Origin of the sequence: Streptomyces sp. VNUA24 (assembly GCF_029167005.1) — a bacterium.
Lineage (GTDB): Bacteria > Actinomycetota > Actinomycetes > Streptomycetales > Streptomycetaceae > Streptomyces > Streptomyces scabiei.
In genome coordinates this window covers 4985499-5008243 of sequence record NZ_CP119143.1, presented here as the reverse complement: position 1 = coordinate 5008243, position 22745 = coordinate 4985499, and the positions used below count along the sequence as shown (strand labels likewise).

21 protein-coding genes are annotated in these 22745 nt (G+C 73.5%); 15 read left to right on the top strand and 6 right to left on the bottom strand.

What is annotated here, in order from left to right; translation table 11 throughout:
* Positions 1-103: 103 nt before the first annotated feature.
* On the bottom strand, positions 104-1984 hold the full coding sequence (locus PYR72_RS21255) for a phosphatidylglycerol lysyltransferase domain-containing protein (RefSeq protein WP_275456776.1): 1881 nt from the start codon (positions 1982-1984) through the stop codon (positions 104-106).
* A gap of 168 nt (positions 1985-2152) precedes the next feature.
* On the opposite strand from PYR72_RS21255, the gene PYR72_RS21250 reads away from it, so the two are divergent.
* Both PYR72_RS21250 and PYR72_RS21245 read left to right on the top strand, forming a co-directional pair.
* A complete protein-coding gene (locus tag PYR72_RS21250; protein ID WP_275456775.1) occupies positions 2153-3280 on the top strand; it encodes an alpha/beta hydrolase-fold protein in 1128 nt (375 codons plus the stop codon).
* Positions 3281-3539: 259 nt separating this feature from the next.
* Complete coding sequence (locus tag PYR72_RS21245) at positions 3540-5501, top strand: hypothetical protein (RefSeq protein WP_275456774.1); 1962 nt, start codon at positions 3540-3542, stop codon at positions 5499-5501.
* A gap of 120 nt (positions 5502-5621) precedes the next feature.
* On the opposite strand, the gene PYR72_RS21240 is transcribed toward PYR72_RS21245, so the two are convergent.
* Entirely contained in the window at positions 5622-6953 is a 1332-nt protein-coding gene (locus PYR72_RS21240) for a PH domain-containing protein (RefSeq protein WP_275460475.1), read from the bottom strand.
* A 104-nt stretch (positions 6954-7057) separates the two neighbouring features.
* Positions 7058-7564, bottom strand: a complete 507-nt coding sequence (locus PYR72_RS21235) for a PH domain-containing protein (protein WP_275456773.1) — start codon at positions 7562-7564, stop codon at positions 7058-7060.
* 31 nt (positions 7565-7595) lie between these two features.
* Between PYR72_RS21235 and PYR72_RS21230 the strand changes: the two genes are divergently transcribed.
* Entirely contained in the window at positions 7596-8756 is a 1161-nt protein-coding gene (locus tag PYR72_RS21230; protein WP_275456772.1) for an NADH-quinone oxidoreductase subunit D, read from the top strand.
* Between the two features lie 20 nt (positions 8757-8776).
* Here the strand turns inward: PYR72_RS21230 and PYR72_RS21225 are convergent, their stop codons facing one another.
* On the bottom strand, positions 8777-9829 hold the full coding sequence (locus PYR72_RS21225) for an SAM-dependent methyltransferase (RefSeq protein WP_275456771.1): 1053 nt from the start codon (positions 9827-9829) through the stop codon (positions 8777-8779).
* Positions 9830-9947: 118 nt separating this feature from the next.
* Between PYR72_RS21225 and PYR72_RS21220 the strand changes: the two genes are divergently transcribed.
* Both PYR72_RS21220 and PYR72_RS21215 read left to right on the top strand, forming a co-directional pair.
* Positions 9948-11150, top strand: a complete 1203-nt coding sequence (locus PYR72_RS21220; protein WP_275456770.1) for a sensor histidine kinase — start codon at positions 9948-9950, stop codon at positions 11148-11150.
* Between the two features lie 45 nt (positions 11151-11195).
* Entirely contained in the window at positions 11196-11867 is a 672-nt protein-coding gene (locus tag PYR72_RS21215) for a response regulator transcription factor (RefSeq protein ID WP_013001665.1), read from the top strand.
* A 28-nt stretch (positions 11868-11895) separates the two neighbouring features.
* Here the strand turns inward: PYR72_RS21215 and PYR72_RS21210 are convergent, their stop codons facing one another.
* Positions 11896-13044, bottom strand: coding sequence for a beta-eliminating lyase-related protein (locus tag PYR72_RS21210; protein ID WP_275456769.1), 1149 nt, complete (start codon positions 13042-13044; stop codon positions 11896-11898).
* Between the two features lie 208 nt (positions 13045-13252).
* On the opposite strand from PYR72_RS21210, the gene PYR72_RS21205 reads away from it, so the two are divergent.
* From PYR72_RS21205 to PYR72_RS21160, 10 genes are all read left to right on the top strand, one after another.
* Positions 13253-14209 (top strand): DUF2520 domain-containing protein, encoded by a 957-nt coding sequence (locus PYR72_RS21205; protein WP_275456768.1) that lies wholly within the window; start codon positions 13253-13255, stop codon positions 14207-14209.
* Positions 14206-15207 carry a pantoate--beta-alanine ligase gene (panC, locus tag PYR72_RS21200; protein ID WP_275456767.1) on the top strand — a complete coding sequence of 334 codons (1002 nt, stop codon included), beginning with the start codon at positions 14206-14208 and terminating at the stop codon, positions 15205-15207. Before PYR72_RS21205 ends, panC begins: the two co-directional genes overlap by 4 nt.
* On the top strand, positions 15204-16919 hold the full coding sequence (locus tag PYR72_RS21195; protein ID WP_275456766.1) for an L-aspartate oxidase: 1716 nt from the start codon (positions 15204-15206) through the stop codon (positions 16917-16919). Before panC ends, PYR72_RS21195 begins: the two co-directional genes overlap by 4 nt.
* Positions 16920-16924: 5 nt before the next feature.
* Complete coding sequence (gene nadC, locus PYR72_RS21190; protein ID WP_275456765.1) at positions 16925-17908, top strand: carboxylating nicotinate-nucleotide diphosphorylase; 984 nt, start codon at positions 16925-16927, stop codon at positions 17906-17908.
* A 13-nt stretch (positions 17909-17921) separates the two neighbouring features.
* Complete coding sequence (locus PYR72_RS21185) at positions 17922-18719, top strand: type III pantothenate kinase (RefSeq protein ID WP_013001659.1); 798 nt, start codon at positions 17922-17924, stop codon at positions 18717-18719.
* A gap of 352 nt (positions 18720-19071) precedes the next feature.
* A complete protein-coding gene (locus tag PYR72_RS21180; RefSeq protein WP_275460474.1) occupies positions 19072-19785 on the top strand; it encodes a hypothetical protein in 714 nt (237 codons plus the stop codon).
* A 19-nt stretch (positions 19786-19804) separates the two neighbouring features.
* Entirely contained in the window at positions 19805-19996 is a 192-nt protein-coding gene (locus PYR72_RS21175) for a hypothetical protein (protein ID WP_275456764.1), read from the top strand.
* A gap of 95 nt (positions 19997-20091) precedes the next feature.
* Positions 20092-20589 carry a BlaI/MecI/CopY family transcriptional regulator gene (locus tag PYR72_RS21170; protein ID WP_275460473.1) on the top strand — a complete coding sequence of 166 codons (498 nt, stop codon included), beginning with the start codon at positions 20092-20094 and terminating at the stop codon, positions 20587-20589.
* A gap of 9 nt (positions 20590-20598) precedes the next feature.
* Positions 20599-21132: an amino-acid N-acetyltransferase gene (locus PYR72_RS21165; RefSeq protein WP_059083962.1), complete on the top strand. Its 534-nt coding sequence runs from the start codon at positions 20599-20601 to the stop codon at positions 21130-21132.
* Positions 21133-21433: 301 nt separating this feature from the next.
* Entirely contained in the window at positions 21434-21769 is a 336-nt protein-coding gene (locus tag PYR72_RS21160) for an Lsr2 family protein (RefSeq protein WP_013001654.1), read from the top strand.
* On the opposite strand, the gene PYR72_RS21155 is transcribed toward PYR72_RS21160, so the two are convergent.
* A complete protein-coding gene (locus PYR72_RS21155) occupies positions 21748-22404 on the bottom strand; it encodes an SCO3374 family protein (RefSeq protein ID WP_275456763.1) in 657 nt (218 codons plus the stop codon). The two genes, PYR72_RS21160 and PYR72_RS21155, sit on opposite strands and share 22 nt — an antisense overlap.
* Positions 22405-22745: the final 341 nt, after the last annotated feature.

The following is a 22745-nucleotide window of genomic DNA, read 5'->3' as shown; positions in this document are numbered from 1 at the left end:
AAGCCTAGGCCCAGGGCGCCGGCGGCCCCGACCCGAGCCGAAACCGTCCGGTCCCGCTCGCGCGTCCGGCTCCGCTCGTGCGTCCGGGTCCGCCGGCACGGGCCTAGGCCGCCCGTACGTTCTGTTCGCCCATGCCGCGCTCCGCCACCGTGTGGGCGCACGGCCGGTGGGCCTTCGCGCGCAGGCGCAGGAAGCGGGGGAGGGCGAGGTGGACGAAGCCCTCGGCCTGCATCGCGGCGAGGCCGATGCGGGGCAGGTCGCGGGAGGCGGCGTAGACGACGAAGCGCGGCTCCCAGCGGGGGCGGAACTTCGCGTTGAACTTGTACAGGGACTCGATCTGGAACCAGCGGGACAGGAAGACCAGCAGTCCGCGCCACGCGCGCAGCACCGGGCCCGCGCCGATCTTCTCGCCGCGTGCCAGGGCCGAGCGGAACATCGCGAAGTTCAGGGACACCCGCTCGACGCCCATGCGGGGGGCCGCCTGGAGGGCCGCGACGATGAGGAGTTCGTTCATGCCGGGGTCCGCCGAGCGGTCGCGGCGCATCAGGTCCAGGGAAGCGCCGTCGGGGCCCCACGGCACGAAGTGGAGTACGGCCTTCAGGTCGCCGTACGCCCCGGGGGTCTCGTCGGCCCGGTGGGCGGTGGCGATGAGGCAGTCTCCGTCGGCCGGGTCGCCGACGCGGCCGAGCGCCATGGAGAAGCCCCGCTCGGTGTCGGTGCCGCGCCAGTCCTCGGCGGCGCGCCGGATCCGCTCCAGCTCGCCCTCGCCGAGGTCACGGACGCGCCGGACCCGGGTCTCGTAACCGAGCCGCTCGATGCGCTTCACCATTTGACGCACGTTGCGCATCGCGCGTCCGGCGAGGGAGAAATCCGCGACGTCCACCACCGCCTCGTCGCCCAGTTCGAGGGCGTCGAGACCGGTCTCGCGGGTCCACACCTCGGCGCCCGTCTCCGAGCAGCCCATGACGGCCGGGGTCCAGGAGTGGGCCTTGGCCTCGTCCATGAACCGTTCGATCGCGCCGGGCCATGCCTCGACGTCGCCGATCGGGTCGCCGCTGGCCAGCATCACCCCGGAGACCACGCGGTAGGTGACCGCCGCCTTGCCGCTGGGGGAGAAGACGACCGCCTTGTCGCGGCGGAGCGCGAAGTGGCCGAGCGAGTCGCGGCCGCCGTGCCGGTCCAGCAGGGCGCGCAGCCGGGCCTCGTCGTCGTCGGTGAGGCGGGCCGCCGGGTGTTCGGGGCGGAAGGCCAGGTAGACGGTGGTGATCGCGGTCAGCAGGCCGAGGGCGCCGAGCGAGAAGGCCACCGTCCAGGAGGTGTTGCCGAGATAGCCGACCGGGCCCTCGAAGCCGAACAGGCCGTAGATGACGTGTTCCAGCCGGTCGGCGAGGCTCGGGTCGCCGACCATGCGATGCGGGTGGGCGCTGACGACGAGCAGGCCGAGGAGGATCGAACCCGCTCCCATCAGCACGAAGTTGGCCAGGGCCCGCCAGCGGCTGGTCGGGTCGGGCAGGGCGCGGAACTCCTCGCGGTGACGCAGGAGCGGGACGAGCAGCGCGACCGAGACGAGGACGCCGACGAGCGAGTGACGGTAGGTGAACTGGGCGATCGCCCCGGCCGGCAGCAGGACCACGGCCGCGCGCCAGGCCCGCCGCTTGCGCCGGCGCAGGCCGTGGGCGAGCAGGAGGAGCAGGACGCCCACGCTCAGGGAGAGGGCCGCCGCGAACGGGCCGAGGGCGCCGGGGAGCACCTCGGCCAGGGCGTGCATCCGGCTGTAGCGGAAGCGCGGGAACACACCCGCGGCGATGTCCACCAGCCCGACCAGCGTGCAGGCCCGGGCGACCAGGGCGGGCACGGCCTCGGGGCGCGGCCCGCGCAGCGCGCCGCGCACGGCGCCGTATCCGCGCCCGACGGCGCTCACCGGGAGGCGGTCCGGACGAACCGGAACCTCGCCCGACTTTTCCCCATCTGTCCTGACAGACATCGCATCCCATTGTTCCGCGAGTGAGCTTGGATCCGGTGCCTTTCCGGCATCCGGCGACATTGCGCCCTCTAGGACGGTGCCGTGGCGAGGGAGGTTCACTCTCCAACGGAAAGCTGAACCCAAGGAAAGCCAAAGGTAAGGAAAGAAAGGTCGGCAGGGGACAACCCGATGGGTCTTACGAGCAACAACGTGCTGGTCCTGGCGGTTCTGTCCGCCGTGCTGCTGTTCGTCGGCACGGTGTGGCTGTGGCCCAGACTGGCCCGGCGCGGCTGGCGCGCGGTCGGGGGCCGGATCGCCGCGCTGCTGGCCACGCAGATCGCCCTCTTCGCCTGTGTCGGCCTCGTCGCGAACCAGGCGTTCGGGTTCTACGCCAGCTGGGCCGACCTCCTCGGCCGGGAGACCGGCCAGGGGGTGGTCGTCGACCACGACGGCGCCGGCACCGGCGGCGGTCCGTTGCGGGTCGTCGGCTCCCGGCCGGTGGACGTGACCGGGGGCGAACGCCCCCAGGTCGGCGGCCAGATCCAGAAGGTCGAGATCGTCGGCCGTACGACCCGGATCGCCGCCCCCGCCTACGTGTATCTGCCGCCGGAGTACTTCCAGGCCCGGTACCGCACCCGGACCTTTCCGGCCGTCGTGGTCCTCACCGGCTACCCCGGCACCGCCGAGGCGCTCGTCAAGGGCCTCCACTATCCGCGGACGGCCCACGGGCTGGCCGGCGAGGGCGCCGCCCAGCCGATGATCCTGGTCATGCTGCGGCCCACCGTGGCACCGCCGCGCGACACCGAGTGCGTGGACGTCCCCGGCGGACCGCCGGCCGAGTCGTTCTTCGCCCGGGACCTGCCGGACGCGGTGGGACACCACTACAGGGTCGGCAGGAAGCCCGGCAGCTGGGGAATCGTCGGTGACTCGACCGGCGGCTACTGTGCGCTGAAACTGGCCATGCACCACCCCCGGGTGTACGCCGCCGGGGCGGGCCTCTCGCCGTACTACACGGCCCCGCACGACCCGACGACCGGTGATCTCTTCCACGGCGACAAGACACTGCGGAACGAGGCGGATCTCTTCTGGTATCTCCGGCACAGGCCGGCGCCCGACACCTCTCTGCTGGTCACCAGCAGCAAACAGGGAGAGACCGACTTCAGGGCCACGTCGGAGTTCATCGCGTTGGCGGAGAAGAAGCAGCCGACACGGATCTCGTCGATCATCCTCGACAGCGGCGGACACAACTTCAACACGTGGCGGCGGGAGATCCCGGCGACTCTGCAGTGGATGAGCGGGCGGCTGAGCGACCGGTGAGGGGCGTGCGGGCCGGTGTGCGGAGGGGGCGGCGGGAGCGCCGGCAATTCGACGGAATTCAGCGGCCGGAGGGGAGAGTCGGATGTGGCCAAGACGTATGCGGATTCAATGAGGTTGATCCAACAGAGGAGTTGCCGGTGGGCGCATTGGTGCACCGGCGGTGAGGGAGCTTGTGAGGGCTTGTGAGAGCTGAGAGGGGCGGCTGAGTTTTTACGGCCCGGGCCACCATCATTCGCCTACGCGCGGTAAGTTTCTGGCCATGCCACGTGGACGTCACCGCCATTCACCTCCTCTGCACAGGCTGCTGCCCCCCACGGCTATCGCCGGCGTCTCGCTCGTCTGCGCCCTCGGGCCCTGGGTGTTCTCCGAGCCGTCCGTGCTCCGGGTCACCGCCGCCGTCGCGGCGGCGACCGCGGCCGTGGGCGCGGCGGTCATGCGCCGCTGGGACGTCGAGGCGGGCAAACGCGTCGCCGACCTCACGCGCGCGCGGGCGAGTGACGAGTGGCGTCACGAGGAGCGGGTCGCCGAGCTGGAGACCGACCTCGACGAGTCGCGCGAGCTGCGGACCAAGCTGGAGCACAAGCTCCGCGCCAAGCGCACCGAACTCGCGGGCCTGCGCAACGAACACGCCGCGCTGCTGCGCCGCTACGCCACCGCCGAGACCGAGCGGGCCAGCGCCCTGGAGGGCCGCCGCCTGCTGGAGATCGAGGCGACCGCCCCGGAGGAGGCGCGGGAGCTGGCGGCGGCCGGTGCGGGTGAGGACGCGGGCGGGAGCGACAAGGACAAGGCACGTCCGGCGGCCAAGGCATCGCCGGTGCCACCGCAGGGCGTTCCGGCGGCGGGGGCGCCGTGGGCCTCGTGGGAGACGGCCTCCAAGGCCGCCGCGAAGGCGGCGGAAGCGGTGGAGGCGGCCAGGGCCGCGAAGGCCGCGAAGTCGGGGGCGTCGGAGGACGCGGCGCAGGACGGGGCTGTGGCTGCCCCGGCCGGAGCGGATGCGGACGGTTCGGCGGCCGACGGGGACGCGGCGGACGGCGGGGCCGCGGCGGACGGCGGCGACGAGGCCGCCGGGATCGCGTCGGCCGACGAGGATGCGCTGAACGCCGCCGGGGCGGACGAGGCGGACTCCGAGTCCCGGGAAGGGGCTGTCGAAGGCACCGGGGAGGAGGCGGCGAGCGTCCCGGTGTTCGCGCCGTCCGGGTCCGGGCTCTTCCTGCGCGCCAACTCGGCGCTGGACCGGGTCATTACCCAGCGAAGCTCGGCCGAGGACCGGGAAGAGGGTGCGGAGACCGTCGGCGAGGCCGAGAGCGTGCCCGAGGGCGACGAGGAGGCTGTGGCCGACGCCGAGGCCGAGGCCGCGGACATGACCGAGCCTGAGCCCGAGGCCGCCAGCGAACCCGAGGCCGTCACCGAGCCCGAGGCCGTCACCGAGCCCGAGCCCTCAGCCGTCCAGCCCTCGAACGAGACGGAAGCACCCGCTGACGCGGAGGCCGAAGACGCCCCTGCCGCAGGGGAGACCGCCGCCGAGCCCGAGCAGGAGGCCGGGTCCGCCCCCGCCGACGACGCGGAGGCCGGCGCCGGCGCTATCGCGTCGGGCGGGGCGGCCGGTGACGCGCCCGCCAAGGACCGGGAGCCGAAGGGCGGTTCGCCCAAGGGGCCCTCGCCGAAGGGCGATCCGGACGGGCCGACCGACGGAGGGACCCGGCAGGGACGTTCCGCCGAGCCGGCGCAGGACACCGCCGCGGTGCTCACGGCGGAGGAGGACGACGCGACGGGGAAGTCCGTGGCGGTCCGCGGACACGAACGCGCGGCCGCCGACCCCGTACCCGCGGTCACCGCTCCGGCCCCCTCGACGGGGGCGGGGGAGCTGACGCGGGTGGAGCCGTCGGGGCGGGCCCTGCCCGCGCTCCCGCCGGCCGGTCACTTCACGGTGCCCACCGCCGTGGCCGTCGTGCCGGCCACGCCGCAGCGGAGGGCCGCCGTCGAGGGCGGGTTCGACTTCTTCGGTACGCAGAAGGGCGCGGACGCCCTGGAGGCCGTGCAGAACGAGGACCTCGCCGACGTGGTCGGCCAGGAGGCCCTCGCGCTCCACAAGGCCGAGTCCGAGGCCCGGTTCAAGCAGGCCGACGAGGCGTCCCGCGGTGTCGGCCAGGTCATCGACCTCACGGCCCACGACGAGACGGAGCAGATCGACCTGACGGGCCTGCGCACCGCGGCCTCCTAGCGACCAGCGACCAGCGACCAGCGACGAAAGACCAGCGACCGCGTCGCGGCACAGGTCCCGTGGGGCGCCCGGCATCAGCCGCCGGGCGCCCCACGTGTTCGTCCGCCCCCCGTCCCGGCCTCAGGCCATCCACCGGTCCGGCAGGGCCTCCCGCCGCCCCGTGCGGGATCGTTCCGCCTGGGACCGCAGCAGCTCCGCCGCCTCGCCCGCGTCCCGCAGCCGCGCGGTCACGGTCTTGGAGGCGCCGGTGTCGACGTGGACGTCGGCGAGCCCTCGGCACCGCTGCCAGGGCCCCTGCGACAGCCGTACGCTCTGCACCTTCGCGTGCGGCACGAGGTCGAGCCGGCGCCGCAGCAGCCCGTGCCGCGCCGCGAACACCGCGTCGCCGACGGCGAGTCCGTATCCCCGCCACCAGAACGGCACGCACCACCGGGCCCGGCCCGGCGGGCGGACGAGGGCCACCGCGTCCGGGACCCTCACCCCGGGCAGCACGTGCGCGATCACCGCCTCGGCCACCTCGCGCGGCGCGACCGGCACGAGCACGGAGTTCGAGGAGCCGGCCACGTCCAGCTCGACCCGGACCCATCCGCGGCGCCGCCACAGCAGCGGCTCGACGACCCGGACGGTCTGCACGCGGCCGGGCGGCACCGTCTCGTGGGCCCGGTCGAGCAGCCCGTGGTCGATGCGGAGCCCGTCGGGGGAGTCGCCGACCGTCCAGTCGTACTCCCCGACGAACCGCCCCACACTGCTCGCCCCGGCCGCGCCGAGCAGCGGCAGCGCGGTCGCGAGGACCGTCCACACGCTCTCCGTGGCGAACCACAGCACGGACGGCACGACGACCGCGGCCACCAGGGACCCCCAGGTGGCGCCGGTCAGGACGAGGGACATGGCCAGCACGCCCGCCGGGACCCTGAGCAGCTGCCGCACGGGAGCCTCGCCGACCTCGTGCGCGGTCTCCGGCGCGAAACCGGCGGCCCGGGCGAGGAGTTCGGCCCGCAGCGCGCCGGCGTGCGCCTCGCCGAGGTAGGCCAGCTCGTCCTTCTTGTCGGTGCCGACGACGTCCAGCTTGAGCTTGGCCACCCCCGCGATCCGGGCCAGCAGCGGGCGGGTGACGTCGATGGCCTGAATGCGTTCGAGGCGGATGTGGGCGGTGCGGCGGAACAACAGGCCCGTACGGATGCGCAGTTCGCTGTCGGTCACCGCGAAGTGGGTGAACCACCAGGTCAGGAAACCGTAGAGGGCGGCGGCCGGGATGAACACGCCGAGCGCGATCAGCAGGGTCGTGGTGTCGAGCCGCATCAGGTTGCGCTGTGCCCCGTCCGGATTGTGCACGGCCCAGCCGATCAGCACCGCCACGGGCGCCCAGGCCCGCCGCAGCGGCGTCACCGGATGCAGCCGGTGCTCGACGACCGCCGGCGCCCCGTCCACGCCACCCCCGCCGGTCGGCTCCATGACCTCCCCGCCGTCCCCGGTACCCGCCGCCCCACCGGCGTCCTCCGCCCCGTCCTCCGGCCGGTCGGCACGGGGCGTCTCGTGCGCGTCCCGCGCCGGCACCGTCACAGCCCCGCCGATCGGGCCTCGCCCAGCTGGGTCAGATGATCGCGCAGGCGTTCGGCCTCGGCCGGTTCGAGGCCCGGTATACGGGCGTCCGAGGCGGCCGCGGCCGTGTGCAGCTGGACGCTCGCCAGGCCGAAGTGCCGTTCCACCGGCCCCGAGGTCACCTCGACCAGCTGCATGCGCCCGTACGGCACCACGGTCTCCTCCCGCCAGAGCACTCCCCGGCTGATCAGCAGGTCGTCAGCGCGTTCGGCGTACCGCCAGGACCGCCAGTTGCGGCCGATCATCGGCCAGCCCCACAGCAGCGCGCCCAGCGGCAGCAGCGCGAACGCCGCCCAGGCCGGGCCCGCCAGCCACCCCGGCAGCACGGCCGCGGCGATCGTGAGCGGTACCAGCCACACCACCAGCAACAGCCGCCTCATCCGCAGCAGCCCGCGCGGCAGTCCCGTCCAGACCGGTTCGCCGTCCGCGCGACCGGCGCCGTCCTCCAAGGTCCCCGTCTCCATTGCGCCAGCGTACGTACGACAGACTGTGTCCATGACTCCCCCGACGGAGACCCGAGAGACGACGGTCGGCATCGGCGGTGCCGCCGAGAGCACGGACATGGTGCTCAACATCGGCCCGCAGCATCCGTCCACCCACGGTGTGCTGCGGCTGCGGCTCGTCCTCGACGGCGAGCGCATCCAGCACGCCGAGCCGGTCATCGGCTATATGCACCGGGGCGCGGAGAAGCTGTTCGAGGCGCGCGACTACCGCCAGATCATCATGCTCGCCAACCGCCACGACTGGCTCTCCGCCTTCTCCAACGAGCTCGGCGTCGTCCTCGGTGTCGAACGCATGCTCGGCATGGAGGTGCCCGAGCGCGCGGTCTGGACGCGTACGCTCCTCGCCGAGCTGAACCGGGTCCTGAACCACCTGATGTTCCTCGGTTCCTACCCGCTGGAGCTGGGCGGCATCACCCCGGTCTTCTACGCGTTCCGGGAGCGCGAGGAGCTGCAGAACGTCATGGAGGAGGTCTCCGGCGGGCGCATGCACTACATGTTCAACCGCGTCGGGGGCCTCAAGGAGGACCTCCCGGCGGGCTGGACGGCACGCGCGCGTACGGCGGTCGCGGACGTCCGCTCCCGGATGGGCGTCTTCGACGACCTGGTCCTCGGCAACGAGATCTTCCGGGGCCGCACCCGTGACGTGGGCGTCCTCTCCCCGGAGGCGGTGCACGCGTACGGTGTCAGCGGCCCGATCGCCCGTGCCTCCGGCGTCGACCTCGACCTGCGGCGCGACGAGCCGTACCTGGCGTACGGCGAACTCCAGGACGTCCTGAAGGTCGTCACGCGCCAGGAGGGCGACTGCCTCGCCCGCTTCGAGTGCCTGCTGGAGCAGACCCACAACGCCCTCGCCCTCGCCGACGCCTGCCTCGACCGGATCGCCGACCTGCCGCCCGGCCCGATCAACCAGCGGCTGCCGAAGGTCCTCAAGGCGCCCGAGGGCCACACCTACGCCTGGACCGAGAACCCCCTCGGCATCAACGGCTACTACCTCGTCAGCAAGGGCGAGAAGACCCCGTACCGCCTCAAGCTCCGCTCCGCCTCGTACAACAACATCCAGGCCCTCACCGAACTGCTGCCGGGCACCCTGGTGGCCGACATGGTGGCGATCCTGGGCTCGCTGTTCTTCGTGGTCGGGGACATCGACAAGTAGGGCCCGGGGCTCCGGGGCCGCTACGGGGTGCCGCCGGGGAACGGGTCCGGGATGCCGGCCGGCTGCACCAGCCAGCCGAAGTCGCCCAGCCCGCCCGGCGCGGTCAGTTCGGCGGCCTCGCCCGCGCCCGCGAGGGCCCGTACGTACGCCGCCGGGTCGGTGGTCGCCAGGGCGAGCGGCGGACGGCCCGCGGTGACCCCCAGGGCGCGCAGGGCCTCCCGCTGGGTGGTTAGCCGGGCCCCCGGCAGCGCGCACGCGTCCAGCGCCACATGCGTGGTGAGGTCGCACGACCCGTCGGGGACCGGCGCGGTCTCCCGCCCCTCCCGGAACCCGGTGAGCGTCCCGAAGGGCGGCCGGGAGCCCGCCAGGTGGCCGTAGTCGACCGCGACGGCGAGCCCCCGCGCCACACCCGCCACGGCGGCGGCCCATGCCCGGTCCCTCGGCAGCCCGACCTCGGCCCGCAGCCCTTCCTCGGGCCCCGGCGGCCACCACCGCTCCAGCCACCGGGCCGCCTCCCCGGCCACCGGCTCCCCGAGCCGCTCGCTCCCGTCCTCCCGTACGAGCACCAGCCGGGCCGTACCCGCCGCGTCCACCTCGACGACGTCCACGGGCACGTTGTCCAGCCACTCGTTGGCGAACAGCAGCCCGGTGACCCCCGTCGGCGGTTCCGCGCGCCACTCGATGCGGTGATCGAGACCGTCCGGCCTCCCGGCCAGTTCGACGGCGTACGCGCGCGTACGGGACGACACCCGCGCGGGCAGGGCGGCCAGCACCCCGCTCACCAGCTCCCCCCGCCCGGCCCCCATGTCCACGAACGCCAGCGCGCCGGGGTGCCCCAGCGCCTCGTCCACCCGGCACAGCAGCCGCGCCACGGCGGCGGCGAAGAGCGGGGAGGCGTGCACGGAGGTCCGGAAGTGCCCGGCGGGCCCCTCCGGCCGCCGGTAGAAGCCGGCGGGCCCGTACAGGGCCTCCTCGGCCGCGTCGCGCCAACGGCGCCAGGGCCCCGGCCCTACCGGGGCGGCGGGCGGTGACGTGTGCGGCGCCAGGTCCGGTCGCGCGGGACGATCCCTCATCACGTCAGGCTATGCGGAACGGGTAACACGGCCTCCACCTTGGGGAGTACGTGCCCCGGTCACGGATCGGCCCTCCGGTTGACCCCGGCACACCGACCCCTTCCCTACGCTGGGTCACGTGCAGCGCCTCTATGACTTCCTCCGCCGGCACCCGACATGGGTCGACACCTTCTGGGCCGTCGTCCTGCTCGGGATGAGCCTGGTGAGCGGACCGATCGACTCGGTCTACGCGAACGACATCAACGAGCCCGCGTTCGTGGTGATCTCGCTCGCGCTCTGCCTGTCGATCGCCCTGCGGCGCCGCATGCCCGAGAAGATGCTGGTGCTGGCCGCAGCGGCGGGCATCGCCCAGCTGATCGTCGGAGTACCGAGGATCCCCGCCGACTTCGCGATGCTCGTGGTCATCTACACGGTCGCGGCGGACGGCGCCCGCTGGGCCTCCTGGTTCGCCCTCGGCGGCGGTCTCTGCGCGGCCTCGCTGGCGCAGCTGCGCTGGACCGAGCAGCAGACCAGCACGCTGGGCAACGCGGTGCTCGCCGTGGTCCTGACCGTGCCGTTCGCGCTGGCCTGGGTGCTCGGCGACTCCCTGCGCACCCGCCGCGCGTACTTCGCGCAGCTGGAGGAGCGCGCCGCCCGGCTGGAGAAGGAACGCGAGGCCCAGGCCAAGGTCGCGGTCGCCGCCGAGCGCGCCCGGATCGCCCGGGAACTGCACGACGTGGTCGCGCACAACGTCTCCGTCATGGTCGTCCAGGCCGACGGCGCCGCGTACGTCCTCGACGCCGCCCCCGACCAGGCGAAGAAGGCGCTGGAGACCATCTCCTCCACCGGCCGCCAGGCCCTCGCCGAGATGCGCCGCCTGCTCGGCGTGCTGCGCACCGGCGAGCACAAGGAGGTCGGCGAGTACGTCCCGCAGCCCGACGTGGAGCAGATCGACGACCTCGTCGAGCAGTGCCGGGTGGCGGGCCTGCCCGTCGACTTCAAGATCGAGGGCACCCCGCGCCCGCTGCCCAGCGGAGTGGAGCTGACGGCGTACCGCATCGTCCAGGAGGCCCTCACCAACACCCGCAAGCACGGGGGCCCGAACACCGGGGCGAGCGTCCGGCTGGTCTACTTCGACGACGGGCTCGGGCTGCTGGTCGAGGACGACGGCAAGGGCGCGCCCCACGAGCTGTACGAGGAGGGCGGCGCCGACGGGCAGGGGCACGGCCTCATCGGGATGCGGGAGCGCGTCGGTATGGTCGGCGGCACGCTGGACGCGGGGCCCCGGCCCGGCGGCGGCTTCCGGATCAGCGCCCTGCTGCCCCTGAAGCCCGCACACTGACACCCGCTCCTTCAGACCCCCCGCGAAGACACGGAAGAGGACCCGATGGCGATCCGCGTGATGCTCGTCGACGACCAGGTGCTGCTGCGCACCGGTTTCCGGATGGTGCTGGCGGCCCAGCCGGACATGGAGGTCGTGGCGGAGGCGGGTGACGGCGTCGAGGCCCTGCAGACGGTACGGACGACCGAGGTGGACGTCGTCCTGATGGACGTCCGGATGCCGAAGCTGGACGGCGTCGAGGCCACCCGCCGCATCTGCGCCGAGCAGGACCCGCCGAAGGTGCTCATCCTGACCACCTTCGACCTCGACGAGTACGCCTTCTCCGGGCTGAAGGCGGGCGCGTCCGGCTTCATGCTCAAGGACGTGCCGCCCGGCGAGCTGCTGGCCGCGATCCGCGCCGTGCACAGCGGCGACGCGGTCGTGGCACCCTCCACCACCCGGCGCCTGCTCGACCGCTTCGCCCCGATGCTGCCGAGCACCGGCTCGGAACCCCGGCACAAGGAGCTGGAGCGGCTCACCGAACGCGAGCGCGAGGTCATGATCCTCGTCGCCCAGGGCCTGTCCAACGGCGAGATCGCCGCCCGCCTCGTCCTCTCCGAGGCCACGGTCAAGACCCACGTCGGCCGTATCCTCACCAAGCTGGGCCTGCGCGACCGCGTCCAGGTGGTCGTCCTCGCCTACGAGACGGGACTGGTCCGGGCGGGCGGACAGGGCTGACCGCCGCACGGGGCCTGCCGGGCGGGCCCTACTCGCCGGCGACCTTCCCCACCAGCGTCACGAAGTCCGCGACGGCCCCGTGCACGTCCGCTGCCGTCCACTCCAGGGCGGCGGCCCGCACCTCGATCTCCGTGACCGCCAGCCCCGGCCCGCCCCGGTCCCAGGGGCGGGCGAAGAGCAGCGCGCCGGTCTGCTCGCCCTGCCGCACCGACGCCTCCGCGACGACGTCGGCCTCGTACGGCAGCCAGACCTGGAACTCGTGGGTGTGGGGCTCCTCGGGGTGCACCCGGGCCCAGGGCACCCCGGCCGCCGCGAACCCCTCGCGCAGCGCGGCGGCGACCACGCGCGCGTGGCGCACGTACTCCGGCAGCCGGGGCAGCTCCCGCTCCAGGCCGACGAGGGCCGACAGGGCGGTGGGGAACTGCTGGAAGACCTGGCCGCCGTACCGGTGCCGCCAGGACTTCGCCTCGTCGATCAGTGTCCTGGGACCGGCGACCGCGGCACCGCCGTAGGCGCCCAGCGACTTGTAGTACGACACGTAGACGGTGTCGGCGAGGGCCGCGATCTCGTCGACCGGGCGGCCGAAATGTGTCGTGGACTCCCACAGGCGGGCCCCGTCGAAGTGGACCACCGCCTCCCGCGCGCGTGCCGCCTCGGTGACCTCCTCCAGCTCCTCCCAGGAGGGGAGCACGAAACCGGCCTCCCTGAGCGGCAGTTCGAGCATCAGCGCCCCGAACGGCTCGTCCAGAGCGCTCACCTCCTCGGCGGTCGGCTGCCGCGGCTCGCTCGTCAGCCGGACCGGGCGCAGGCCGCTGACCTGGCTGAAGGCGTGGCGCTCGTACATCTCGGGGTGCGAGAGGGCGTGCAGGGCGACCGCCGGGTTCCCGGTGCGGGCCGCCCAGCAGCGCAGCGCCACCTGCTGGGCCATCGTGCCGGTCGGGAAGAACGCGGCCGCCTCCATGCCGAGCAGCGCGGCGGTCCGCTCCTCCAGGGCCTCGACGATCCCGTTGCCGTACATGTCGGCGGTCCGGTCCAGGTCGTACACGTCCCCGGCCGAGTCCAGCAGCGCCAGGCGCTCCCGGACCGTCGCCAGCGCACTCGTCCGGGTCAGCACCCGCCCGGCCGCCCGATGCGCGGCCTGCCGCCGCTCGTACCGTTTCCTCGCCGCTTCGCTCATCCTGGGATCATCCCCCCGGCCCGTCCCGCCCGGCACCCGGATTTCGAGCCGACGGCCCGCGGAACCGGGGCCCTGGCCCGACCTGCGGGAACGCGCCGCGGCCGCCCACAGCCTGTGGACGGCCGAACGCCCCTCGAACCAATCGCGTTAACATGACGAGAAATCGTCCGGTACCCAGAGCGGACTGGAACGGGAAGGCCACCACCGAGTGAGTACATTCCAGCAGCCAGAGCCGAAGGACCGCCCCGCGCGGCTCGCCGTCGGGGTCGTGGGCGCCGGCCGCGTCGGCCCCGCGCTGGCGGCGTCGCTCCGCCTGGCGGGCCACCGCCCCGTCGCCGTCTCGGGCGTCTCCGACGCCTCCCGCAGACGTGCCGCCGACCTGCTGCCCGACGTGCCGCTGATGTCCCCCGCCGAGGTGCTGCGCCACGCGGACCTGGTGCTGCTGACCGTCCCCGACGACGCCCTGCCGGGCCTGGTCGAGGGCCTCGCCGAGACCGGCTCCGTACGACCGGGGCAGCTGCTCGTGCACACCTCCGGCCGGTACGGCGCGAAGGTGCTGGACCCCGCGCTCCGGGCGGGTGCGCTGCCGCTGGCGCTGCACCCCGCCATGACGTTCACCGGCACCGCGGTGGACGTGCAGCGGCTGGCCGGGTGCTCCTTCGGGGTCACCGCCCCGGACGAGCTGCGGATGGCCGCCGAGGCCCTCGTGATCGAGATGGGCGGCGAGCCCGAGTGGATCGCCGAGGAGAACCGCCCGCTCTACCACGCGGCCCTCGCCCTGGGCGCCAACCACCTGGTGACCCTGGTCGCCCAGTCCATGGAACTGCTGCGCACGGCCGGCGTCTCCGCCCCCGACCGCATGCTCGGCCCGCTGCTCGGCGCCGCCCTGGACAACGCGCTCAGGTCGGGCGACGCGGCGCTCACCGGCCCCGTCGCGCGCGGGGACGCGGGCACGGTCGCCGCGCACGTCGCCGAACTGCGCGCGCACGCCCCGGCGACCGTCGACGGGTACCTGGCGATGGCCCGCGCGACCGCCGACCGGGCCCTCGCCCACGGCCTGCTCAAGCCCGAACTCGCCGAGGACCTCCTCGGCGTGCTCGCCGGCAGGACGGACCGGACCGCCGGAGCGGGCGGCACCGACGGGACCGAGGGGGACGCCCGATGACCGTCACCGTGCTGCGCACCGCCGGCGAACTGCACGCACGCGCGCGTGAGGGACGCCGGGCCGTCGTGATGACCATGGGCGCCCTGCACGAGGGCCACGCCACCCTGATCCGCACCGCGCGCGAGATCGCGGGCGGCACGGGCGAGGTCGTGGTGACGGTCTTCGTGAACCCCCTCCAGTTCGGCGCCGGCGAAGACCTCGACCGCTACCCCCGCACCCTGGACGCCGACGTCGAACTCGCCGCGGCCGCGGGCGCCGACGTGGTGTTCGCCCCGTCCGCCGACGAGGTCTACCCGGGCGGCGAACCACAGGTCCGCGTCACCGCGGGACCCATGGGCGAACGTCTGGAGGGCGCCTCCCGGCCCGGCCACTTCGACGGCATGCTCACCGTGGTCGCCAAGCTGCTGCACCTCACCCGCCCCGACGTGGCGCTCTACGGCCAGAAGGACGCCCAGCAGCTCGCCCTGATCCGCCGCATGGTCCGCGACCTGAACTTCGGCATGGACGTCGTGGGCGTGCCGACCGTCCGCGAGGAGGACGGCCTGGCCCTGTCCAGCCGCAACCGCTACCTGTCCACCGAGGAGCGCCGCACGGCCCTGGCGCTCTCCCAGGCGCTGTTCGCCGGCCGCGACCGGCACGCCGCCCAGGAGGCGCTGCGCGCGCGTGCCCGCGAGGTGCCCGCCACCCGCGCCCGTGCCGAGGCCCTGAGCGCGATCGGCGAGTCCCGCGCGGCCGCCGACGCGCACGCCATGGCCAAGTCGGCCCCCGGCGGACCGGCCGCCGTCCGCGCCGCCGCCCGCCTGGTCCTCGACGAGGCCCGGCGCATGAAGCCGCCGCTCGCCCTGGACTACCTGGCCCTGGTCGACCCGTCGGACTTCACCGACATCCCCGACGACTTCACCGGCGAGGCCGTCCTCGCCGTCGCGGCCCGGGTGGGGACGACCCGGCTGATCGACAACATCCCCCTGACCTTCGGACCCCTCGGAGCCGCCTCGTGACCAGCACCGGCATACGACTGCACGCGCCCGCCCCCGGCTGGTCCATCGACGCCGACGTCGTGGTCGTCGGCTCGGGCGTCGCCGGCCTCACCGCCGCGCTGCGCTGCGAGGCCGCCGGTCTCAGCACGGTCGTCGTCACCAAGGCCCGCCTCGACGACGGCTCCACCCGCTGGGCCCAGGGCGGCATCGCCGCCGCCCTCGGCGAGGGCGACACCCCCGAGCAGCACCAGGACGACACCCTGGTGGCCGGGGCGGGCCTGTGCGACGAGGAGGCGGTGCGGCTCCTGGTCACCGAGGGCCCCGACGCCGTACGCCGTCTGATCGCGACCGGCGCCCACTTCGACGAGTCGGAGGAGGGCGGCCTGGAGCTGACCCGCGAGGGCGGCCACCACCGCCGCCGCATCGCCCACGCGGGCGGCGACGCGACCGGCGCCGAGATCTCCCGGGCACTGGTCGAGGCCGTCCGCGCGCGAGGGCTGCGCACGGTCGAGAACGCGCTCGTCCTGGACCTCCTGCTGGACGCCGACGGCCGCACCGCCGGTGTCACCCTGCACGTCATGGGCGAGGGCCAGCACGACGGCGTGGGAGCCGTCCACGCCCCCGCCGTCGTCCTCGCCACGGGTGGCATGGGCCAGGTCTTCTCGGCGACCACCAACCCGTCGGTGTCGACGGGCGACGGCGTGGCCCTCGCCCTGCGCGCCGGCGCGGAGGTCTCCGACCTCGAATTCGTCCAGTTCCACCCGACCGTGCTGTTCCTCGGCGCGGACGCCGAGGGCCAGCAGCCCCTGGTCTCCGAGGCGGTCCGCGGCGAGGGCGCCCACCTGGTCGACGGCGACGGCGTCCGCTTCATGCTCGGGCAGCACGAGCTGGCCGAACTGGCGCCCCGCGACATCGTCGCCAAGGGCATCATGCGCCGCATGCAGGAGCAGGGCGCCGAGCACATGTACCTGGACGCCCGGCACTTCGGCGCGCACATGTGGGAGCACCGCTTCCCGACGATCCTCGCCGCCTGCCGCGCCCACGGCCTCGACCCCGTCACCGAGCCCATCCCGGTCGCCCCGGCCGCGCACTACGCCTCCGGGGGCGTCCGCACCGACTCCCACGGCCGGACCACCGTCCCCGGCCTCTACGCCTGCGGCGAGGTCGCCTGCACCGGCGTCCACGGCGCCAACCGGCTCGCCTCCAACTCCCTCCTGGAGGGCCTGGTCTACGCCGAGCGCATCGTCGCCGACATCACCGCCGCCCAGGCCGGGAACGGCCTCCCCGCGCGCGTGCCGCAGCCCGTCCCGTACGCGGCGAAGCCCGCGCACCCGCTGCTCGAACCGGAGATCCGGTTCGCGATTCAGCGGACCATGACCGAGGGCGCCGGCGTCCTGCGCTCCGAGACCTCCCTCGCGACCGCCGCCGAGGCCCTGGACCGGCTGCACGCACAGGCCCGCGACACCCTCGCCGAGAACGGCAAGACGGCGGAACCCGGTGTCGACACCTGGGAGACCACCAACCTCCTGTGCGTGGCCCGGGTGCTGGTCGCCGCCGCCCGGCTGCGCGAGGAGACCCGCGGCTGCCACTGGCGCGAGGACCGCGCCGAGCGCGACGACACCGCCTGGCGCCGCCACATCGTCGTCCGGCTGAATCCGGACCGGACGCTCGCCGTACACACCACGGATACCGCAGACTTCCCCCCGACCCGGCCGCATCACCAGGAGCAGTGACAGACGTGAGCACCCCCGAACTTCCCCTCGCCTCCGGCGGCGGCTGCGGCGACGGCTGCGCCTGTGGCGCCGACGACGGCCTGACCGAGGCGTACCTGGAGTGCGGGCTCGACCCCGCGCTCGCCCAGCTCCTGGCCGACGCCGGACTCGACCCCGTCGAGGTCGAGGACATCGCCAACGTCGCCCTCCAGGAGGACCTCGCCCACGGCGTGGACGTCACCACGGTCGCCACCATCCCCGAGGACGCCCGCGCCACCGCCGACTTCACCGCCCGCGAGGGCGGCGTCGTCGCGGGCCTGCGGATCGCCGAGGCGGTCCTCTCGGTGGCCTGCACGGACGAGTTCGAGGTCGAGCGGCACGTCGACGACGGCGACCGCGTCGAGGCCGGCCAGAAGCTCCTCAGCGTCACCGGCGCCACCCGCGACCTGCTCACCGCCGAGCGCAGCGCCCTGAACCTGCTGTGCCGCCTCTCCGGCATCGCGTCCGCCACGCGCGCGTGGGCGGACGCCCTGGAGGGCACGAAGGCGAAGGTCCGCGACACCCGCAAGACGACGCCGGGGCTGCGCTCCCTGGAGAAGTTCGCGGTCCGCTGCGGCGGCGGGGTCAACCACCGCATGTCTCTCTCGGACGCGGCCCTCGTCAAGGACAACCACGTGGTCGCCGCCGGCGGTGTCGCCCAGGCGTTCGAGGCCGTACGCGCGATGTTCCCCGAGGTGCCCATCGAGGTCGAGGTCGACACCCTCCACCAGCTCCGCGAGGTCATCGACGCGGGCGCCGACCTGATCCTGCTCGACAACTTCACGCCGGTCGAGTGCGAGGAGGCCGTGGCGCTCGTCGACGGCCGCGCCCTCCTGGAGGCCTCGGGCCGGCTGACGCTCACCAACGCCAAGGCGTACGCGGACACGGGCGTCGACTTCCTGGCCGTCGGGGCCCTGACGCACTCGTCCCCGATCCTGGACATCGGCCTCGACCTGCGCGCGGCCGAGTAGGACGGGGACGGCCATGCTGCTGACGATCGACGTGGGCAACACCCACACCGTCCTCGGTCTGTTCGACGGCGAGGACATCGTCGAACACTGGCGCATCTCCACCGACGCGCGCCGCACCGCCGACGAACTGGCGGTCCTCCTCCAGGGCCTGATGGGCATGCACCCGCTCCTCGGCGAGGAACTGGGCGACGGCATCGACGGCATCGCGATCTGCGCCACGGTCCCGTCCGTCCTGCACGAGCTGCGCGAGGTGACCCGCCGCTACTACGGCGACGTCCCCGCGGTCCTCGTCGAACCGGGGGTCAAGACGGGCGTCCCGATCCTCACGGACAACCCCAAGGAGGTCGGCGCCGACCGCATCATCAACGCGGTCGCCGCCGTCGAGCTGTACGGCGGGCCCGCCGTCGTCGTCGACTTCGGTACGGCGACGACGTTCGACGCGGTCAGCGCGCGCGGGGAGTACGTGGGCGGTGTCATCGCCCCCGGCATCGAGATCTCCGTGGAGGCGCTCGGCGTGAAGGGCGCCCAGCTCCGCAAGATCGAGGTGGCCCGGCCGCGGAGCGTGATCGGCAAGAACACGGTCGAGGCGATGCAGTCCGGGATCGTCTACGGGTTCGCCGGGCAGGTCGACGGGGTGGTGAGCCGGATGGTCCGCGAACTGGCGGACGACCCCGAGGACGTGACGGTCATCGCGACGGGTGGGCTCGCGCCGATGGTGCTGGGCGAGTCGTCCGTCATCGACGAGCACGAGCCGTGGTTGACGTTGATCGGGTTGCGGCTGGTGTACGAACGGAACGTGGCCCGGCTCTGAGGGGCGTGGGAGGGGGTGGGGGGTGCGGGGTTCGTGGGCGGGTGCGGGTGAGTGGGGGCTGGTCGCGCAGTTCCCCGCGCCCCTAAAAGCCCAGGCCCTGCGGGCCTGAAAGCCAACGGCCCTGCGGGCCTGAAAAGCGCGGGGCGCAGCCCCCGGTTTTCAGGGGCGCGGGGAACTGCGCGAGAAGCCCCACTCACCCGCACCCGCCCACGAACCGAACCCCCCACCCCCTCAGGCGCCCCCGTCCCCCCAGCCGGGTGGTCCCCGGCGCCACACGCCCCCATCGACCCTCTTTTGTCTGATTAGCGCGTATCGTCGCGGCATGCCCACGCCCCACGGAACCCGCGGCGGCATGGCGTTCGGCGCCGAGGAGCTTCGTGTGCTCCGCCGTGCCCTCGCCCTCGCCCTCAACCCCAGCCCCGCCTCGGCGCAGGAGGTGCAGGACTGCCTCCGGCTCGCCGAGTCCGTCGACGAGGCGACCCGCGAGGACGCCCGTCTGAGGGCCTTCCTGCTCGCCGACCTCGCCCGCTACCGCGCCGCGCTCCCCGGCACGCTCACGGGCTACGCGGCCCTCCTCGCACAGGCCCTGGACGTCGGGTACCGTCCCGGCCCGGACGACCTCACCGCCCTGCGCGCGCTGCGCGGCAACCCCACCGCCGCGGCCCTCCTGGAACGCTGCCGCCCGCTGGCCGAACAGGACGTGCGCGCCCGCTTCGCGGGGCGCGCGGCCCCCTCCGCGGTGGTCGTCCCCGCCTCCCGCTCCGGCTCCGGCCGCTCCCGGCTCCGGCTCACCGCGCTCCCCGGCGGCCTGCTGGAACCCGGCGCCCCCGCGCCCGCCCTCACCCCCGCCCTCGCGCACGACGCCGCCGGGGACCCCGCCGCACCCAAGCCCGCCCGGCCGTCCCGCCCGGCGCAGCCCGCCGAGAAGCCGGGCCCCGTCCCGCGCCCGGACGCCCCGAGCCCGGCCCGCCGCCGCCCCGTCCCCACCCCGGGCGAGGTCTTCCCGCCCAAGCGCAAACCGGCCGCCCCGCCCGCGAACCCGCCCCAGCAGTTGGCCGCCGTCTAGCCCTGGCTACCCTGGACCCATGGACTACGTCTCCGCGCTGCTGCCCCCCTTCGTGATGGCCGTGCTGTTCATCGCCGTCATCAGGGTGATCGTGAAGACCCAGGGCGGCTCCAACAAGGCCAAGGAGGACGCGGCGGTCGACGCGGCCCTCGCCCGCGCGGAGAGCACCCGCCGGGCCGGCGACACCGGCCCCGGCGGCAACGGCGCCTGACGCGACGCCCCATCGGCGTACGACTCGTGTGTTTTTCGAGTCGTACGCCCTTTTTGTTCTGCTTCAAGCGGTTTCTCCGGATATCGTGCGGAACTGTGCCTCGCCCCTTGGGAGAACTCGAAGACGCGGTCATGACGCGGGTGTGGAAGTGGAACCGCCCGGTGACCGTTCGGGAAGTCCTGGAAGACCTCCAGAACGAACGGACCATCGCGTACACCACGGTGATGACCGTGCTGGACAATCTCCATCAGAAGGGCTGGGTGCGCCGCGAGGCGGAAGGCCGGGCCTATCGATATGAGGCGGTCTCGACGCGTGCCGCCTACGCGGCCGCACTGATGAACGAAGCCTGGTCGCAGAGCGACAACCCCGCGGCCGCCCTCGTCGCCTTCTTCGGGATGATGAGCGAGGAACAGCGCCAGGCGCTCACCGACGCCGTACGCATCGTGCAGGGCCCCGGCACCGTCAAACCCGAACCGCCCGCCGGCGCCTCCCCGGCCGTCGAAACCCCTGTGGAAACCCCGGGCGAATCCACCGAATCGTCCGGCGAAACACAGGGGACCCCCGGCGAATCCCCTGATCTCCCCGGGCGATAGCGTCCGCTCATGCCAGCATCGAGTCCCGAAGTCACCTCAAAAGCCATCACCGTCCGGCGGGCTCGGACCAGCGATGTCCCGCACGTACGCCGCCTCCTCGACTCGTACGTCCAGCGCAGCATCCTGCTCGACAAAGCGACGGTCACCCTTTACGAGGACCTCCAGGAGTTCTGGGTCGCGGAACGGGACGACAACGCCGAGGTCGTCGGCTGCGGCGCGCTGCACGTCATGTGGGAAGACCTCGCGGAAGTCCGTACTCTCGCGGTGAACCCGGACGCCAAGGGTCTCGGCGTCGGCCACCAGTTGCTGGAGAAGTTGCTCCACACCGCTCGCTGGCTGGGTGTTCGCCGGGTTTTCTGTCTGACCTTCGAAGTCGAGTTCTTCGCGAAGCACGGCTTCGTGGAGATCGGTGAGACTCCGGTCGACACCGATGTCTACGCCGAGCTGCTGCGTTCCTATGACGAGGGCGTCGCGGAGTTCCTCGGTCTCGAACGGGTGAAACCGAACACCTTGGGCAACAGCCGGATGCTTCTGCATCTGTGATCGCCGGCCGATCCGCAAGGAAGGCAGACGTTCATCGGGGAACCCCGGCCCCTATTCCACCGGGGCTCCTTGCCCAGGTGCCCTATGTCCGAAACGCGCATGTTTCCGGTCTTCCCCGGGCTCCCCGCCCTCTCCGCCGCCTCTCCCCGGTCTCTCCCTGGTCTCTCCCAGGGGTTTGTGTTTTTCCTGGAAAAGCGGTTTGCTTTCCGACGTACTGCAGTACTGCATATAACAGGGGACGCGAAACAGCGGCGCACGCCGCAGGCCCTCGGCCCTGAAGTTATCGATGAAAGGAAATCCGGTGGCACAGAAGGTTCAGGTCCTTCTTGTCGACGACCTCGACGGCGGCGAGGCGGACGAGACCGTGACGTTCGCGCTGGACGGCAAGACGTACGAGATCGACCTCACGACCGCCAACGCGGACAAGCTCCGTGGCCTTCTCGACCCCTACGTCAAGGGTGGCCGTCGTACCGGAGGCCGTGCTGCGGGGGGACGGGGCAAGGCCCGTGCCGCCGCCGGCGGCAGCCAGGACACCGCGGCCATCCGCGCCTGGGCGAAGGAGAACGGCTACGAGGTCAACGACCGCGGCCGCGTCCCCGCCTCCATCCGCGAGGCCTACGAGAAGGCCAACGGCTGAGATTCCGACGGCCCGGTGCTCGCGCGCCGCAGCCGGACGCGGTGGCAGTGCGTCGCCACCGTGTCCACCACCCGCACGAGGTCAGGGGCGACCCCACCGCCCCCCAAGGCCGACAAGCTCGGCAGCGAGGGTTCCACCTCGCACCCCGGCTCGGGGGGCCGCAGCCACACGGCGGCCCCCTGTGAACCGGCCTCCCCATGCCCGCCCACCGGCCTCACGGCCCCGCCCGGTGGCGCCGGCGCCACCAGGTGACCGCCCGTTCCGACGGCAGTGAGGTCCAGGGCGAGGCCGCCCCAGTCCAGCCACTCCAGCAGGCCCGGCAGTTCCTCCGCGCAGCCCGCCGCGACCAGCAGCAGCATCCGCCCGCCGCGCAGCGCCACCGGTGAGCCCGGACCGGGCACCGGACCCAGATGCCTGAGCGCCGCGACACCCGCTTCCTCCGGTGCGTCGAGCACATCGAAGCGCAGGCCCGTAATGAGGTGTACGGGCGTCCCGGGCACGGTCGCCCAGCCGAGGTCGTTCTCGTACCACCGCCGCACCGCGTCGCACGCGGGATCACCCGCGACATCGCGGGCGACGGCACCCGGGACGCCGCTCGGGTCGAGCGGTCGGCGGGGAAGGGGGACGATGGCCATGTCAGGAGCAACCGTGCGAAGAGGCCCGGAGTTACGCTGGGTGTCCGTTCGGATGCGAGGAGTACCGGGAAAGGGGGCGTTCAGCGGTGGGTGACGGCGCAAGGATGTTCGCCCTTAGCGGAGGGAACCGGTGCATCCGGCATGGAGTGTCAGTCCCTACGGGTAAGACATCCCTAGTGGGAGGGGGCGACACGCAGGAAAGGCCGTCTCACGTTCGCCATCGGCGTACTGATGGTGGGGGTAACTGCCTGGCCTGCGGGAACATCGTCTCGCACCATCGGGTTGGAGCAGATGTCGGCGTTCGGGACCCAGGAGGCAGCAACTTCTGTCTCCGCGAGAGC